A 16,328-nucleotide genomic window follows, 5' to 3' on the forward strand; every position below is an offset into this window, starting at 1 on the left:
CGAGCTTCGGGCGCCCTGCAGGGCGCCCTCCACAGCCCGTCGCGGCCTATCTAGAGCTTTTCTGGGTTAGACCCGGAAAAGCTGTCATAGACCGCATTTGGCCCGAACCCTCCAAGGTTCGGGCTTTTTTCTTTTTGTCGGCCGGAATGCGCTTCCGGACATGCATGGTTAACATCGCTTTAACCGGGCTCTGATTAGGTGGAGCGGACGCATTTTGGCATGGCGAGTTTCGTGATTCGCGTGCCCAGGCATTGGACGGGTTAGACATATGGCAAGAAGCACGTCGCCGGTAATGGATGGCCGTCCGGATCGGTTCTCCTTCTCGGCATTCATGCTGCGGCAGATCCAGGCGCTGATCGGCTTTGCGATCTTTCTGCTCCTGGCGTTCGGCGTCGCGGCGCTGGCGACATGGAACGTCGCCGATCCCAGCTACTCCTATGCCACCGCCAATCTGCCGACGAATATCCTCGGTTACAGCGGGGCTGCGTTCGCCGATATCGTCATGCAGTTCCTGGGGTTGGCCAGCGTCGTTTCGATGCTGCCGGTCGTCGCCTGGGCGCTGGCGCTGATCTCGGGCCGCCGCTTCAGCCGCATTCCTGCCCGGGCCGGCGCCTGGCTTGCCGGCTCGGTGCTTTCCTCCGCCGTCATCGGCTGTTTTCCGCCGCCGCTCACCTGGCCGATCCCGAACGGTATCGGCGGCGTCGTCGGCGACATGATCCTGCGCTTTCCCGCGCTCTTCGTCGGCGCTTATCCCACAGGCACTTTCGCCATGGTCGTCGGCTGCATCTTCGCCCTGCCGACCGCGTGGATGATGCTGTTTGCATCAGGCCTCGTCGGCCGCAGCGATGCCGAGGACGAAGAAATCGAAGAGGATTATGCCAATACAGCGAGCAAGGCCCGCGTGGTCGGCGACGAGGACGAGGAGGACGAATCCCGCTGGGTCGCTTTCAGCGGTGCCGTGACGCATGCCTGGTATATGAGCCACGGCCGTCTGCGCCGAATCTTCGGCATGGGACCGCGCAAGCGCCGCCAGGGCGATTTCGAATCGCCTTACGATTTCAACGATGACGAGTTCGGCACGCTCAATGAGCCAGTCCGCGCCAAGGCGCCGGCTGGGCGCGGCGAACGCATGGAACCGTCGATGGAGCCATCGATGGGGGCAAGGGCGGCTTCGCCGCGGCGCGTCGTCTCCGCGCCGTCGCTTTCCGTCAACGACGATGATGACGACGATCTGCCCTTCGATGCCGACATGCCGCCGCGCCCGGCCGATATCCTGCCCGACGACGATGACGACGACTGGATGATCCGTGCCCCGGCAAAGGTTGCCGACAAGCCTGAGCCGCGCGTCGTTCCCGCGAGCGCGCGTCCGAAGCCCAGTGCCCGTGTCGAGCGGGAAGCACAGGGTTCGTTCATCCGTCCCGAAGGTTTCCAGCTTCCGTCGATGCACCTGCTCGCCGAGCCGAAGAACGTGGTGCGCGATTCGACGCTTTCGGCCGACGCGCTGGAGCAGAATGCCCGCATGCTGGAAGGCGTGCTCGAGGATTTCGGCGTCAAGGGCGAGATCATCCATGTCCGTCCCGGCCCGGTGGTCACCCTCTACGAACTGGAGCCGGCGCCCGGCATCAAATCGTCGCGCGTCATCGGCCTTGCCGACGATATCGCCCGCTCGATGAGCGCGATCGCCGCCCGCGTCGCCGTCGTGCCGGGCCGCAACGCGATCGGCATCGAGCTGCCGAACCAGACGCGCGAGACCGTCTACCTGCGCGAACTCATCGCATCGCGCGATTTCGAGGGCAGCAAGGCGAAGCTCGCCATGGCGCTCGGCAAGACGATCGGCGGCGAAGCCGTCATCGCCGATCTCGCCAAGATGCCGCACCTGCTCGTCGCCGGCACGACCGGCTCGGGCAAATCGGTCGCCATCAACACGATGATCCTGTCGCTGCTCTATCGCATGACGCCGGAGCAGTGCCGCCTGATCATGATCGATCCGAAGATGCTCGAACTTTCCGTCTATGACGGCATTCCGCATCTGCTCTCGCCTGTCGTTACCGATCCGAAGAAAGCCGTCGTCGCACTGAAATGGACGGTGCGCGAGATGGAAGAGCGCTACAAGAAAATGTCGAAGATCGGCGTGCGCAACATCGACGGCTTCAATACCCGCGTCGAGCAGGCTCTGTCGAAGGGCGAAGTGATCTCGCGCACGGTGCAGACGGGTTTCGATCGTCACACCGGCGAGGCAATGTACGAGACCGAAGAGTTCGACTTGAAGCCGATGCCCTATATCGTCGTCATCATCGACGAGATGGCCGACCTGATGATGGTCGCCGGCAAGGATATCGAAGGCGCCGTCCAACGTCTGGCGCAGATGGCGCGCGCCGCCGGCATCCACGTGATCATGGCGACGCAGCGCCCCTCGGTCGACGTCATCACCGGCACGATCAAGGCGAACTTCCCGACCCGCATCTCCTTCCAGGTCACCTCGAAGATCGACAGCCGCACCATCCTTGGCGAACAGGGCGCCGAACAGCTGCTCGGCATGGGCGACATGCTCTACATGGCGGGCGGCGGGCGTATCCAGCGCGTACACGGCCCCTTCGTCTCGGATGTCGAGGTGGAAGAGATCGTCTCCTATCTGAAGACGCAGGGCGCGCCGCAATATCTCGACGCCATCACCGCCGATGAGGACGAGGACGGCGATTACGGTGGCGGCGGCCCGGCCGGCACGTCGAACCTTTCGGATTCGGAAGATCCCTACGATCAGGCCGTCGCCATCGTGCTGCGCGACGGCAAGGCTTCGACCTCCTATGTCCAGCGCCGGCTCGGCATCGGCTACAACCGCGCCGCTTCGCTGATCGAGCGGATGGAGAAGGAAGGCATCATCGGCCCCGCCAACCATGCCGGCAAGCGAGAAATTCTCGTTCCGACCGAGGCGGACATCCTCGACCGCTGAAATAACAGCCATATATTTCCCATGCGAGCGTTTTCGCGGGGAGCTGATAGCATGGAAGCCATCGCTTCTCGCGGGGATGATCGCGGCGCCTTGAAGACGCCGCCATTCGGCGGCATGCAGATCGCATAAAGGAGATTTAGATGAGTAACTCCGATTCCTTCCTCTCCGGCCTGACGACGCGCCGCGAATTCCTGGGCGCCTTTGCCGTAGCTGCCGTGGCGAGCACCATTCCCCTGGGCGCCCTTGCGCAGGCGGCGGCCCCGGCTTCCGGCACCGCGCAGGCGATCGCCGACCATTTCTCCGGCGTCACGACGATGCAGGGGGAATTCGTGCAGTTCGGCCCGCGCGGCGAGCAGACCGGCGGCAAGTTCTTCATCCAGCGTCCCGGCAAGCTGCGCTTCAACTATGACGACCCATCGCCGATGCGGGTGATCGCAGACGGCAAGAATGTCGCCATCGGCAATATGAAGCTCAAGACCTGGGACCTCTATCCGCTCTCCAAGACGCCGCTCAGCCTGCTGCTGGCGCAGCGGATCGACCTGTCGGCCGGCATGGTGAAGGGTGTGAAGGAGGAGTCGGATCTGACGACGATCGCGCTCGGCAACAATACGGTGTTCGGAAATTCGACCATCACCATGATGTTCGACCCGAAGACCTATGACCTGCGCCAGTGGACGATCACCGACAACCAGGGCAAGGACACGTCGGTGATGATCTTCAACGTCAAGACAGGCGTGCAGTTCGACGACCGCGTCTTCCGGGTGCCTTATGAAAGCATTCCGGGCACGGCAGCCTCGCGCGACTGACGGTTTTCGGTTGATCGCCTCAGGCTTTTGCACGCGGCCGGTTCCCTCCCGTCCGCCTTTGTTCTAAAGCCCTTTCATGAGAGCACGCCGCCTCGAAACCCGGCGTGCGGGAAAGGGCGTGGGCATGGGCTTTTCGATCACCACCTGGAACATCAACTCGGTGCGGCTGCGCATGCCGATCGTCGAGCAGCTTGTTCTCAAGCACAGGCCTGACATTCTCTGCCTGCAGGAAACCAAGGTGCCGAACGAGCTCTTCCCGGCAGCACCCTTGCGGGCCATGGGCTACGACCACATCATCATCCACGGCCAGAAGGGTTATCATGGTGTGGCGATCGCCTCGCGCATTCCGCTGACGGAGGATCACCGGCAGGATTATTGCGGCGTCGGCGATGCCCGCCACATATCGGCGATCTTCGAGCGCGGCAATCGCCGCGTCCGGCTGCACAATTTCTATGTGCCTGCCGGCGGCGACGAGCCGGACCGCACGATCAACCCGAAATTCGGCCACAAGCTCGATTTCATCGAGGAGATGAAGCAGCTGAAAGCCAATGGCGAGACCAACACCTCCGCCATTCTCGTCGGTGACCTCAATATCGCGCCGCTGGAACACGACGTCTGGTCGCACAAGCAGCTCTTGAAGATCGTCAGCCATACGCCCATCGAAACGGACGGGCTGCTGGAGGTGATGAAGCGCGGCGGCTGGCTCGATCTCATGCGTCATCACGTGCCGGCCAGCGAAAAGCTCTACACCTGGTGGAGCTATCGCGCCAAGGATTGGGAAGCTGCCGACCGCGGCCGCCGTCTCGACCACATCTGGTCGTCCTCCGATCTCGGGCCGCATCTCAAGCGGATCGAGATCCTGAAGGAGGCGCGCGGCTGGGACCGGCCTTCGGACCATGTGCCGGTGACGGCGCATTTCGATTTCTGATAGCGATCAGCTGAAGCGGTGGAACTGGCTTGCGGCCTTGGCCGCAAGTTCGGCGAGGTTGTCGCGGATGCGGTTTTCGATCAGGCGTGCCGCGTCGGGATATTCTTCCAGAAGCCGGTGGAAGAGGGCGCGGGTGATGCGGATGATGCTGGTGTCTTCGCGCGCGATCGCGGTGAACTTGCGCTCCACCAGCGTGACCAGTGCAAGCTCCGAAATCAGTGTTCCCGGGCCGGCGACGGCCTCGGCCCGCTGCATGCCGTCGCTGCTCGTCGTGCTCAGCTCCAGGCTCCCGCTGAGGACGACATAGGCGCTCTCGGCCGGCGAGCCCTGGCGAAACAGCAACTGGCCGGCGGCAATCACGCGGCGGTCGGCACCGAAGGCGATCAGCCGCAGCTGGTCCTCGCTCATGTCCTTGAACAGCGGAAGCTGAGAGAGCAGATGAATGTCGTCGGTCAGCGCCATTGGGGCTTTTCGCCTTAGAGCAATTCCAGCAAAAGCGCGGAACAGTTTCGCGTGAAAACAAAGAGATAGAGCATTTCCGTCAATCGGAGAACCGGAAATGCTCTAGGGTATGATCTTGTAGCCGCCATTCTCCGTCACCAGGATTTCGGCATTGGAGGGATCGCGCTCGATCTTCTGGCGCAGCCGGTAGACGTGGGTTTCCAGCGTGTGCGTGGTCACGCCCGAGTTATAGCCCCAGACCTCTTCGAGAAGCACGTCGCGGGTGACGACCTTCTGCTCGGCGCGGTAGAGATAACGGATGATCGCCGCTTCCTTTTCCGTCAGGCGGATCTTCTGGCCGTTGTCGGTAGTCAGCAGCTTCTGGCTCGGTTTGAAAAGATAGGGGCCGACGGTGAAGGTGGCGTCCTCGCTCTGTTCGTGCTGGCGCAGCTGCACGCGGATGCGCGCGAGCAGCACGGCGAAGCGGAAAGGCTTGGTGACGTAATCGTTGGCGCCGGCTTCGAGGCCAAGGATCGTATCGGAATCGGTATCGTGACCGGTCAGCATGATGATCGGCGCCTTGAAGCCGCCCTTGCGCAGGAGCTTCACTGCTTCGCGGCCATCCATATCAGGCAGGCCGACATCCATGATCAAGAGATCGACCGGCGTCGAGCGGGCGGTCGCAACACCCTTGCCGGCGTTGGCTTCCTGCAAAACCGTGAATTCCTCATAAAGCGACAATTGCTCCGTCAGCGTCTGCCGAAGGTCCTCGTCATCATCCACCAGAAGAATGGTGCGTGCGGTCATGCCGTTGCGTCCTCATGTTAGGTCTCCTAGTCCTACGCCAAATTGCGGGTTTGGCAAGGATCAGCCGGCGGAGCTGTTGCCGGCCAGGTTTTCATATGATTTCAATGAAAGCCTCAAGCAATGCAAGACATGCGAGAAAAATGGAAAAAGCAAGGCGGAGCCGGGGGATGAAGCCGTCCACGGTCGTGGTGCGTCCGGCGCCTGGAAAGAAGAGCCGCGCGATCGTCAGCATCGGCGCAATCACCGTTCAAGCTGCCATCGGGCGCTCCGGCCGCACCGTGATGAAACGCGAGGGCGACGGGGCCACGCCGATCACGTCGATGAGGCTGATATCGGGCTTTAGGCGCGGCGAGCGGAACGGCCGGCTCGTGACTTCGCTGCCGCTTCGCCGCATCCGCGCCGATATGCTCTGGTGCGATCAATCCGGCAACGCCAACTACAACCGCCTCGTCAGGGCGCCGTTCGGCGCCGGCCATGAGGAGATGCGGCGCAGCGATGGGCTCTACGATATCTGCCTGGTGATGGACTGGAACATTTCCTCGCGGGCGCGCAACCGCGGCTCGGCGATCTTCTTCCATCTCATCCGGCCGGGCTACGAGCCGACGGCCGGCTGCGTGGCGGTCAGTCTCAGCGATATGCGCCGCCTCCTGCCGCACCTTCGCAAGGGGACGATTGTCCGCGTGCTCTGATTGTTTTGTGAGGGCGGGCGCCTATATGCTTTCGGTGACCGGACGCGCGGGCTGAGATGCGTTCAGGGACGCCTGCAGATTGCGGGTGCAAATCCATGCCTCGTCCAATTCTTCAAACTTCCGGAGACATATTGTGACCGCTCAACCCATCATCACTTTCCATGACGGACATTCCATTCCGCAGGTCGGCCTCGGCGTCTGGCAGACGCCGCAGGAGATTGCCGCGCCGACGGTGCGCACGGCCATTGCCGCCGGCTATCGCCATATCGATACGGCGTCCGGTTACGACAACGAAGAGGGTGTGGGTGAAGGCATCCGCTCCTCCGACCTCGACCGCAAGGATATTTTCGTCACCACCAAGCTCAGGAACACCGATCAGGGTTACGACAATACGCTGCGCGCCTTCGACGGCAGCCTGAAGAAGCTCGGTTCCGACTACGTCGATCTCTATCTCGTTCACTGGCCGTCGCCGCATCGCGGCCTCTACACGGAGACCTGGAAGGCATTCGTGCGCATTCGGGAAGAGGGCCGGGCACGCTCGATCGGGGTCTCCAATTTCTATCCCGAACATCTGGAGCGGATCATCGGCGAAACCGGCGTGGTTCCCGTCATCAACCAGATCGAGCTGCATCCCGACTTCCAGCAGAAGGCGGCGCAGCAGGCGCACAGCAAGCTGAACATCGTCACCGAATCCTGGAGCCCGCTCGGCCAGGGCAAGTTCATCTCGAACAAGGTCATCGGCGAGATCGCCAGGAAACACGGCAAGACGCCGGCCCAGGTTATCATCCGCTGGCACATCGACACCGGTCTCGTCGTCATCCCGAAGTCGGTCACGCCGTCGCGCATCGAGGAGAACTTCCAGGTATTCGACTTCAAGCTCGATGCCGATGACATGGCTGCGATCGCCAAGCTCGACAGCGCCGGCGCCCGCATGGGGCCAGACCCGATGACGGCGTCATTCTGACCGGACGAACCGACCGGCAGTCGTCTGGCACATCAGGAGATATACGAAACCGCCCGATGCGTCCTCAACGCGTCGGGCGGTTTCAATTTCATCCATTGAGACGGATCAGTTCCACTCGCGGATATCGACGAAGTGGCCGGCGATCGCGGCGGCGGCGGCCATGGCCGGGGAGACGAGGTGCGTGCGGCCCTTGAAGCCCTGGCGGCCTTCGAAGTTGCGGTTCGAGGTCGAGGCGCAACGTTCGCCCGGCTTCAGGCGGTCGTCGTTCATGGCGAGGCACATGGAGCAGCCCGGCTCGCGCCAGTCGAAGCCGGCGGCCTTGAAGATCTTGTCGAGGCCTTCGGCTTCAGCCTGTTCCTTCACAAGACCCGAGCCCGGAACGATCATGGCGTTGACGGTCGAGGCAACGGTCTTGCCCTCGACGACCTTGGCGACGGCGCGCAGGTCTTCGATACGGCCGTTGGTGCAGGAGCCGATGAAAACGCGGTCGATGCTGATGTCGGTCATCGGCGTGCCCGGCTTGAGGCCCATATACTCGAGCGCGCGCCACTTTGAGGCACGCTTCGTCTCGTCCTGGATTTCATCCGGGTTCGGTACGATGCCCTGAACGGAAACGACGTCCTCAGGCGAGGAACCCCAGGAGACGATCGGCGGCAATTCGGCGGCGTTCAGTTTGACGACGCGGTCGAAATGAGCGCCTTCGTCCGATTTCAGCGTCTTCCAGTAGGCGATCGCCTGTTCGAGCGCTTCGCCCTTCGGCGCGCGCGGCTTGCCCTTGAGATATTCGAAGGTGATCTCATCAGGTGCGATCAGGCCGGCGCGGGCGCCGCCTTCGATCGACATATTGCAGATCGTCATGCGGCCTTCCATCGACAGCGAGCGGATCGCTTCGCCGGCATATTCGATGACGTAGCCTGTACCGCCCGCCGTGCCGATCTCGCCGATGATGGCGAGAACGATATCCTTGGCGGTGACGCCTGCCGGCAGCTGGCCATCGACCTGCACCAGCATGTTCTTGGCCTTCTTCTGGATCAGCGTCTGGGTGGCGAGCACGTGCTCGACTTCAGACGTGCCGATACCGTGGGCGAGCGAGCCGAAAGCGCCGTGGGTGGAGGTGTGGCTATCGCCGCAGACGATCGTCATGCCCGGCAGGGTGAAGCCCTGTTCCGGCCCGATGATGTGCACGATGCCCTGGCGCTTGTCGTTCTCGGAATAATATTCAACGTTGAACTCGGCGGCATTCTTGGCGAGCTGCTCGACCTGGATGCGGCTTTCCTCGTTCTTGATGCCGAGATGGCGATCCGGCGACGTCGGAACGTTGTGGTCGACGACCGCGAGCGTCTTTTCCGGCGCGCGAACCTTGCGGCCGCTCATGCGCAGGCCTTCGAAAGCCTGCGGCGAGGTGACTTCGTGGACCAGGTGACGGTCGATGTAGAGAAGACAGGTTCCGTCGGCCTGTTCGTCGACCAGATGGTCGTCCCAGATCTTGTCGTAGAGGGTACGCGGTGCGCTCATGGCGTTAAGTCCGTTTTTGGAAGCTTTGGAAAATCGGAAAAAGCGGATCAGGCTCCGCCGGCCGTCATTCGATCAACGAAGTCGGCTGTTGAGCGCACCGGATACGCACGCGAAGAACCGTGCCGGCAGGCGATAATGATCCTGCAGCACGAAAATATGCGCACCAGTGCATCTGAACTTGGATTCCATGGCGCTGGATATAGCGATTTTTGATCGAAACGGCAATTCGAATCGTACGGCGCCCTGAAGCGCATCGCGCTAGCGCCGCGGCATCTGTTTCATCTTCTTCTCGACCCGCCGCAGGAAGAGCGACAGGCCGATCGTCAGGATCAGGTAGATATAGGTGACGATCGAATAGGTCTCGAAGAAGCGGAAGGAGCCGGAAGCATAGACCTTGCCCATCTGCGTGATGTCGGCGACCCCGAGAACGGAGACGAGGGACGAGTCCTTCACCATCGAGACGAAGTCGTTGGAGAGCGGCGGGAAGATGACCCGGATCGCCTGCGGGAAGACGACGAGCCGGAAACGCCGGTAGCGCGAGAGACCGAGCGACTTCGCAGCCTCGATCTGGCCGAGATCGACCGACTGGAAACCGGCGCGGAAGATTTCCGCAATGAAGGAGGAGTAGCCGATCATCAGGGCGAAGATCGCGCGCCACATCAGCGACAGGTCGCGCACGAGGATCGGCTCGGCAATGCCCGCCTTCACGAGGGGCGTGATCATGAAGTTATAAGCCGCAACAAGACCGGGCGCACCGACGAAGGCGATGTAGAAGAGCAGCACCAGGATTGGGATGCCGCGGATGATCTCGATATAGAATCGGGCGATCTGGCGCAGCACGATGCTGTCGGACAGGCCGAGCAGCGCAATGCCGAGACCGAGCACCGTTGCCAGTATGAAGGCGACGAGCGTCACGAAGACGGTAATGCCGGCGCCATTCGCCACGGTCCGGAAGACCTGCGCGTAAATGTCGTTGGTGACGATGACGACGGCGAGAATGATGCCGATCAGGACTAGGACGGCCAGCCACCAGGGGCGGTCGTCCTTCTCTTGTCGCGGGGATGGTTGTGGCGCCATCTGCGATCGCTCGGGGAATTATTCGCCCATCTTATAGTCGAGGAACCACTTCTTGTTCAGCGCATCGAAGGTGCCGTCCGCCTTCAGCGCGGCGATGGCGGCGTTGACCGGGGCGACGAGATCGGACCCTTTCGGGAAGATGAAGCCGAAATCCTCGGTGCCGAGCGGTTCGCCGACCACCTTCAGGGCGCCGTTCGAGGAATCGACATAGCCCTTGGCGGCGACGCTGTCGGTCAGCACGAGATCGACGTCGCCTGTTTTCAGGGCCTGAACGGTTGCGCCGAAGGTCTCGAAAAGCTTGATGCGCGGGTTCTGTTCGTTGCCATCGAGAATTTCATAGACGGCGGTGTAGAAAGGCGAGGTGCCGGGCTGCGCGCCGATCAGACCGTCGCTGAAGGCGCCGAAGGACTTGGCGTCGGTGAAGCGCTTCTCGTCGCCGCGCACCAGCATGAACTGCTGCGAGCGCATATAGGGATCGGAGAAATCCACCTTCTGCTTGCGGTCGTCCTTGATGGTGATGCCGGTCATGCCGATGTTGTACTGGCCGTCGGAAACCGCCTGGATCATCGCGTCCCAGCTGGTGTTCTGGTACTCGACCTTGAAGTTCAGCCGCTTGGCGATCTCGTTCATCGCATCATATTCCCAGCCGATCGCCTTGCCGGATTTCGGATCGACGAACTGCAGCGGCGGGTAGGCATTCTCGGTGACGACGACGACGCTCTTGCCGCCGAGATCCGGCAGCTCGGCAGCCGCTGCGGCGAAGGGCAGAAGAGAAAGGGCGGCAAAGCTCGCAAGAACGGTACGACGAAACAGCATGGAACAGCTCCAGAATTGAAAGCGAAAATTGTCACGGAAAATAGGCTTGAGGCAAGGCCGCCGGCTGCATGGGCGCCGAAAAAATAGAAAAGGCGATCCGAAGACCGCCTTTCCAAGAAACAGAATTTTCTGCAGATCTTATTCTGCTGCCTTCTCGGCTGCTGCGGCGGCTTCGGCAGCGGCCTTGGCTTCCGCAGCTTCTGCTGCTGCCTTCTCGGCGGCGAGCGCCTGAGCTGCTGCAACCTTTTCGGCTTCGATGCGTGCCTTTTCCTCGGCAACGGCGGCGCGCTCGGCGTCGTTGAGCTTGCGGGCGCGGACGCCGGTGTCTTCAACGATACGGGCGGACTTGCCGCGACGGTCGCGGAGGTAATAGAGCTTGGCGCGACGGACCTTACCGCGGCGAACGACGTCGACGCTTTCGATCATCGGCGAGTAGACCGGGAATACGCGCTCGACGCCTTCGCCGTAGGAGATCTTGCGGACCGTGAAGTTTTCCTGCAGGCCGCCGCCGGAGCGAGCGATGCAAACGCCTTCATAGGCCTGAACGCGGGTGCGGTTGCCTTCCGTGACCTTCACGTTGACGCGGACGGTGTCGCCCGGGGAAAATTCGGGAAGCGTGCGCTTGGCTTCGATCTTGGCGGCCTGTTCGGCCTCGAGCTGCTGAATGATGTTCATCGTCTTAACCTTTGGTTCTTCTGAAACAGCCAGAGCGCTCGACACTGATCCTTTGGGATAGCCTCAGGATTTTGCCCTTGCGGACGGGAGCGGATTCGCCATTCTTTGTTTGCTGGCAGACGGGGCTAACCCCATTTCCGCGTGCGCCAATACACGAAAGGCCGGGGCTTGTCATCCCTCGCACGACATTTTTGTGAAAAGGCCGGCGGAATCAGCCGTTTTTCTCGTTTTTCGCCTTTTCGAGCAGATCCGGCCGGCGCTTCTCGGTCAGCTGCATGGCCTGCTGACGGCGCCATTTCTCGATGGCGCCGTGGTTGCCGGAGGTGAGGATCGCGGGAATTTCGCGGCCCTCCCACTCCTGCGGCCTCGTATAATGAGGATGCTCAAGCAGCCCGCCTTCGAAGCTTTCGTGAAGACCGGAAAGATCGTTGCCCATCACGCCGGGCAGGATGCGGATGATCGCGTCGAGCAGGATCAGTGCGGCCGGTTCGCCGCCCGACAGCACGTAGTCGCCGATCGAGACCTCTTCCAGTCCACGCGCCTCGATCACCCGCTGGTCAACGCCTTCGAAGCGGCCGCAGACGATGATGACGCCTTCGCCGGCCGCCAGCGCGCGCACGCGTTCCTGCGTCAGCGGCCGGCCGCGCGGGCTCATCAGCAGGCGCGGGCGGGCATCGTTTTCAGAGACGCTGTCGATCGCACGGGCGAGAACGTCCGGTTTCAGCACCATGCCGGCGCCGCCGCCGGCGGGGGTGTCATCAACCGTTCGGTGTCTGTCGGTGGCGAAATCGCGGATCTGCACGGCATCGAGCGACCACTGGCCGCGCTCCATCGCCTTGCCGGCGAGGGAAAAACCCAGATGCCCCGGAAACATTTCCGGATAGAGTGTCAGCACGCTTGCCCGGAACGTCATCACTTCTTCTTTTTCGGCTTGTCGGGAGCGAATTTCGACAGCTCTTCCGGGTCATCGACCAGTCCTGCTGCCAGCGGGTCGATCAGCAGCGTGCCGGCTTCGAGGTCGATTTCCAGCACTGAGGCTTCCGAGAAGGGGATCAGCACCGGGCGTTTGCCCGGACCTTTCAGTTCAAGCAGATCACCTGCGCCGAAATCGAAGACGCCGGTGACAGTGCCGTAGCTGACGCCCTTGTCGTCGCGCGCCTCGAGCCCTTCGAGATCGGCATAAAAGAACTCGTCGTCCTCCAGCTCCTCGTCGGGCAGGTTGTCGCGCTCGATGTAGAGTTCCAGCCCGTTCAATGCCTCGGCGGCGTTACGGTCGTTGATGCCGCGGAAGCGGACGACGACCATGTTCTTCATCTCGCGGATTTCGAGGACTTCGAAGCTGCGTCCGTCCATGCTGTGCAGATGGCCGTAATCGCCGAGCGCGGCCGGGTCGGCCGTATAGGCCTTGGCGCGCACTTCGCCGCGCAGCCCCTGCGCGCCGCCGACCGTCGCCATCAGAACGGGGTTTTCAAGCTTTGTCATGGGTTCCTTCATGTGAAGCCGGAAAGACAGGCCTCTCATAAACGAAGTGCGGGCGATTGGAAACGAAAACGGGCGGCATGTCGCCATGCCGCCCGCCTGGTAGGGAAAGGTTCCGATTATTCCGCGGCGTCGGCAGCAGCAGCTGCAGCGTCAGCGGCCTTTTGAGCCTTTTCGGCGGCGCGTTCCTGGGCGCGCTTGCCCGGCTTTGCCTTGACCGGGTTGTTCTTGGCTTCGCGCTTGGCAACGCCGGCTTCATCGAGGAAGCGCAGAACGCGGTCGGTCGGCTGGGCGCCGTTGTCGAGCCAGTGCTTGATGCGCTCGGCGTTCAGCTGAACGCGCTTCTCGTCGTCCTTGGCGAGCATCGGGTTCCAGGAGCCGAGGTTTTCGAGGAAGCGGCCGTCACGCGGGCTGCGCGCATCGGCGAGGACGACGTGGTAGTACGGACGCTTCTTGGAGCCACCGCGGGCGAGACGAATTTTCAGTGCCATGTTCTTTACTCCTTAGGCTTTTCTTGACCGCTTCGTGAGGCGGTAATGGTTATCGGGCTGCGGCGCTCTGTTCAGCGTGATCCGCAGCGATCTGCTCATGATGCCGGATGACTTCCTTGATGACGAAGTTCAGGAACTTCTCGGCGAAATCCGGGTCCAGATTGGCGGCTTTCGCCAGCTGGCGAAGGCGTTCGATCTGGTATTCCTCGCGCGCCGGGTCGGCCGGCGGCAGATTGTATTTGGCCTTCAGCACGCCGACCTCTTTGGTGCAGCGGAAGCGTTCGGCCAGCATGTGCACGAGAGCGGCATCGATATTGTCGATCGACTGGCGATAGCTCGCGAGCTGGGCTTTGACGGCTGGATCAATCATGGGGCAAGCGATCCTTTCACTTCTTCTTCGGCAAGCCGGGCAATCCCGGGAAACCACCACCGAGACCCGGCAGCTTGGCGCCGCCAAGGCCCGGCAAACCACCCGGCAGGCCGCCAAGACCGGGCATGCCCCCACCCGGCTTTCCCAAACCCGCCGCTTCCGCCTGCTTCTGCAGCGCTTCAAGCTGCTTCGGGTCGATATTCGAGAGATCGGGCATGCCGCCCATGCCGCCAAGCCCCATCTTGCCGGCAAGGCCGCTCATCATCTGCTTCATCATGCCGCCTTTGCCCTTGCCGCCCATCATCTTCATCATGTCCGCCATCTGGCGGTGCATTTTCAGAAGCTTGTTGATGGCGGCGGCATCGGTACCGGAGCCGGCGGCGATGCGCTTCTTGCGCGAATGCTTGAGCAGGTCGGGATTGGCGCGCTCGGCCTTGGTCATCGACTGGATGATGGCGATCTGGCGGCCGAAAAGCTTGTCGTCGAGGCCGGCGGCGGCCATTTTGTCCTTCATACCAGCCATGCCGGGCATCATGCCCATGATGCCGCCCATGCCGCCCATTTTCTGCATTTGGCGCAGTTGATCGGCGAGGTCGTTGAGATCGAACTTGCCCTTGGCCATCTTGGCGGCCATGGCGGCCGCCTTTTCGGCGTCGATGTTTTCCGCCGCGCGCTCGACGAGCGAGACAATGTCGCCCATGCCGAGAATGCGGTCGGCGATACGGCGGGGATGGAACTCTTCGAGCTCGCTCATCTTCTCGCCGACGCCGATCAGCTTGATCGGCTTGCCGGTGACGGCACGCATCGAAAGGGCGGCACCGCCGCGGCCGTCGCCGTCCATGCGGGTCAGCACGAGGCCGGTGATGCCGACGCGTTCGTCGAAGTTGCGGGCGAGGTTGACGGCGTCCTGGCCGGTCAAGCTATCGGCGACCAGCAGGATTTCGTGCGGGTTCGACTTCTTCTTGATGTCGGCCATTTCGACCATCAAGGGCTCGTCGATATGCGTGCGGCCGGCGGTGTCGAGGATGACCACATCATGGCCGCCGAGCCTGGCCGCCTGTACGGCGCGGGCGGCGATATCGGTCGGCGACTGACCTGATATAACAGGCAGCGTATCGATATTGGCCTGGGCGCCGAGCTGGCGAAGCTGCTCCTGGGCTGCGGGACGGCGCGTGTCGAGCGACGCCATCAGCACTTTCTTCTTCTCTCGCGTCGACAGGCGATTGGCGATCTTGGCTGACGTCGTGGTCTTGCCGGAGCCCTGCAGGCCGACCATCATGACGACGACGGGGGCGGGCGCATGCAGGTCGATGCCGACGCCTTCGCCGCCCAGCATCTCGATCAACTCGTCATGGACGATCTTGACGACCATCTGGCCGGGCTTGATCGACTTCAGGATCTCGGCGCCGACGGCCTTTTCACGCACGCGGTCGGTGAAGGAGCGAACGACGTCGAGGGCGACGTCGGCTTCCAGCAGCGCACGGCGAACCTCACGCAGCGCTGCGGAAACATCGGCTTCCGAAAGCGCGCCACGGCCTGTCAGTCCATTCAGAATGGATCCAAGACGGTCCTGGAGGTTTTCAAACATCGGCTCTTCCTTGATACGTTTCGGGCGGGTTCGATCTGCCCGAAACGTCGTGCTTTTCCTTGACGAAAACAAGACGCAAAGCCAAAAAGCACCCGAGGGCGCATCGCGCTGTCGGGTGTTGACCTCCGGGATCTCGAAGTCCCGGTCGGCGGCTCGGAGTCATGCGGCTCGTCGCGGATTGGGCGCGATAAACAGGAAAGCGCCGGGAAAGTCAAGGCGAATACGCGGAATGACCGCATGCGGGCTTTTCAGACGCCGCACGAAGTGGGCGCGACGCAGTAAAAATTCCAGTCCGCAGTCCAAATTCGCTGTAGCGGCCAGTTGCAAAATATTCTGCTTGTGATTCTACTTTCTACTTAAGTGCATCCTGTAAAATGATTCGTGAATATCCTTGATGCCGGATGATCCGGCGGAGATATCGATGATCAATGCTGATATTGAAAGCTGGGCGCTGGCACGGGCCCATCATATTGTCCTGAACGAAGGCCTGAATCTGGCAAAGGCGGCACAGGATCTGGATCGCAAACGGTCCCGCTCCATGGTCTACGAGCTGAGAAAGGTCATCACCGCCGCGATCGTCGAGGCGCATGCGGCGTCCTTCGAAGCCGAAGGCGGGCAGCGGTAGAAGCCGGGCGGTTTCAAGGCTCAGCCGGCTGCAGCGCCTGCGCGGTACTCACCCACTGGTAATTCCTTCGCATTTCCGCCATATACAGCGGAAAGACGGACGGAATA

The 16,328-nt window shown here is 62.0% G+C and carries 17 protein-coding genes; 6 read left to right on the top strand and 11 right to left on the bottom strand.

Annotated elements, in window-relative coordinates; translation table 11 throughout:
• The first annotated feature begins 268 nt into the window (after window positions 1–268).
• The 3 genes from ATY77_RS24140 (at window position 269) to ATY77_RS24150 (ending at window position 4,684) form a co-directional block, all read left to right on the top strand.
• Window positions 269–2,950, top strand: coding sequence for a DNA translocase FtsK (locus ATY77_RS24140; protein ID WP_088689149.1), 2,682 nt, complete (start codon window positions 269–271; stop codon window positions 2,948–2,950).
• 140 nt (window positions 2,951–3,090) lie between these two features.
• Window positions 3,091–3,756: an outer membrane lipoprotein carrier protein LolA gene (locus ATY77_RS24145; protein ID WP_088689150.1), complete on the top strand. Its 666-nt coding sequence runs from the start codon at window positions 3,091–3,093 to the stop codon at window positions 3,754–3,756.
• 124 nt (window positions 3,757–3,880) lie between these two features.
• Window positions 3,881–4,684: an exodeoxyribonuclease III gene (locus tag ATY77_RS24150; protein ID WP_088689151.1), complete on the top strand. Its 804-nt coding sequence runs from the start codon at window positions 3,881–3,883 to the stop codon at window positions 4,682–4,684.
• 6 nt (window positions 4,685–4,690) lie between these two features.
• Here the strand turns inward: ATY77_RS24150 and ATY77_RS24155 are convergent, their stop codons facing one another.
• On the bottom strand, window positions 4,691–5,146 hold the full coding sequence (locus ATY77_RS24155) for a cyclic nucleotide-binding domain-containing protein (protein WP_088677507.1): 456 nt from the start codon (window positions 5,144–5,146) through the stop codon (window positions 4,691–4,693).
• 102 nt (window positions 5,147–5,248) lie between these two features.
• The gene (locus ATY77_RS24160) at window positions 5,249–5,932 is read right to left on the bottom strand and encodes a response regulator transcription factor (protein WP_011427159.1); all 684 of its coding nucleotides are present in this window, start codon (window positions 5,930–5,932) and stop codon (window positions 5,249–5,251) included.
• 167 nt (window positions 5,933–6,099) lie between these two features.
• Here ATY77_RS24160 and ATY77_RS24165 point away from each other — a divergent pair, with 167 nt between their 5' ends.
• Together ATY77_RS24165 and ATY77_RS24170 are read left to right on the top strand one after the other, a co-directional pair.
• Window positions 6,100–6,621, top strand: coding sequence for a L,D-transpeptidase family protein (locus ATY77_RS24165; RefSeq protein ID WP_088689152.1), 522 nt, complete (start codon window positions 6,100–6,102; stop codon window positions 6,619–6,621).
• A gap of 133 nt (window positions 6,622–6,754) precedes the next feature.
• Window positions 6,755–7,585, top strand: coding sequence for an aldo/keto reductase (locus tag ATY77_RS24170; protein WP_088689153.1), 831 nt, complete (start codon window positions 6,755–6,757; stop codon window positions 7,583–7,585).
• Between the two features lie 105 nt (window positions 7,586–7,690).
• On the opposite strand, the gene leuC is transcribed toward ATY77_RS24170, so the two are convergent.
• From leuC to ffh, 9 genes are all read right to left on the bottom strand, one after another.
• Window positions 7,691–9,100: a 3-isopropylmalate dehydratase large subunit gene (gene leuC, locus ATY77_RS24175; protein ID WP_088689154.1), complete on the bottom strand. Its 1,410-nt coding sequence runs from the start codon at window positions 9,098–9,100 to the stop codon at window positions 7,691–7,693.
• A gap of 258 nt (window positions 9,101–9,358) precedes the next feature.
• Window positions 9,359–10,177, bottom strand: coding sequence for an amino acid ABC transporter permease (locus tag ATY77_RS24185; RefSeq protein ID WP_088689155.1), 819 nt, complete (start codon window positions 10,175–10,177; stop codon window positions 9,359–9,361).
• A gap of 18 nt (window positions 10,178–10,195) precedes the next feature.
• Entirely contained in the window at window positions 10,196–10,993 is a 798-nt protein-coding gene (locus ATY77_RS24190; protein WP_088689156.1) for a basic amino acid ABC transporter substrate-binding protein, read from the bottom strand.
• Window positions 10,994–11,131: 138 nt separating this feature from the next.
• The gene (rplS, locus tag ATY77_RS24195; protein ID WP_088677514.1) at window positions 11,132–11,668 is read right to left on the bottom strand and encodes a 50S ribosomal protein L19; all 537 of its coding nucleotides are present in this window, start codon (window positions 11,666–11,668) and stop codon (window positions 11,132–11,134) included.
• A 211-nt stretch (window positions 11,669–11,879) separates the two neighbouring features.
• On the bottom strand, window positions 11,880–12,581 hold the full coding sequence (gene trmD, locus ATY77_RS24200) for a tRNA (guanosine(37)-N1)-methyltransferase TrmD (protein WP_088689157.1): 702 nt from the start codon (window positions 12,579–12,581) through the stop codon (window positions 11,880–11,882).
• Window positions 12,581–13,150 (bottom strand): ribosome maturation factor RimM, encoded by a 570-nt coding sequence (gene rimM / locus ATY77_RS24205; RefSeq protein WP_088689321.1) that lies wholly within the window; start codon window positions 13,148–13,150, stop codon window positions 12,581–12,583. Before rimM ends, trmD begins: the two co-directional genes overlap by 1 nt.
• Before the next feature lie 116 nt (window positions 13,151–13,266).
• Complete coding sequence (gene rpsP, locus ATY77_RS24210) at window positions 13,267–13,638, bottom strand: 30S ribosomal protein S16 (RefSeq protein ID WP_037116834.1); 372 nt, start codon at window positions 13,636–13,638, stop codon at window positions 13,267–13,269.
• A gap of 49 nt (window positions 13,639–13,687) precedes the next feature.
• Window positions 13,688–14,008 (bottom strand): chorismate mutase, encoded by a 321-nt coding sequence (locus ATY77_RS24215; RefSeq protein WP_088677516.1) that lies wholly within the window; start codon window positions 14,006–14,008, stop codon window positions 13,688–13,690.
• A 16-nt stretch (window positions 14,009–14,024) separates the two neighbouring features.
• A complete protein-coding gene (gene ffh, locus ATY77_RS24220) occupies window positions 14,025–15,596 on the bottom strand; it encodes a signal recognition particle protein (protein WP_088689158.1) in 1,572 nt (523 codons plus the stop codon).
• A gap of 421 nt (window positions 15,597–16,017) precedes the next feature.
• Here ffh and ATY77_RS24225 point away from each other — a divergent pair, with 421 nt between their 5' ends.
• Entirely contained in the window at window positions 16,018–16,221 is a 204-nt protein-coding gene (locus tag ATY77_RS24225; protein ID WP_088689322.1) for a hypothetical protein, read from the top strand.
• Window positions 16,222–16,328: the final 107 nt, after the last annotated feature.

The sequence above is a fragment of the Rhizobium sp. R634 genome (assembly GCF_002211305.1).
Taxonomy (GTDB): domain Bacteria; phylum Pseudomonadota; class Alphaproteobacteria; order Rhizobiales; family Rhizobiaceae; genus Rhizobium.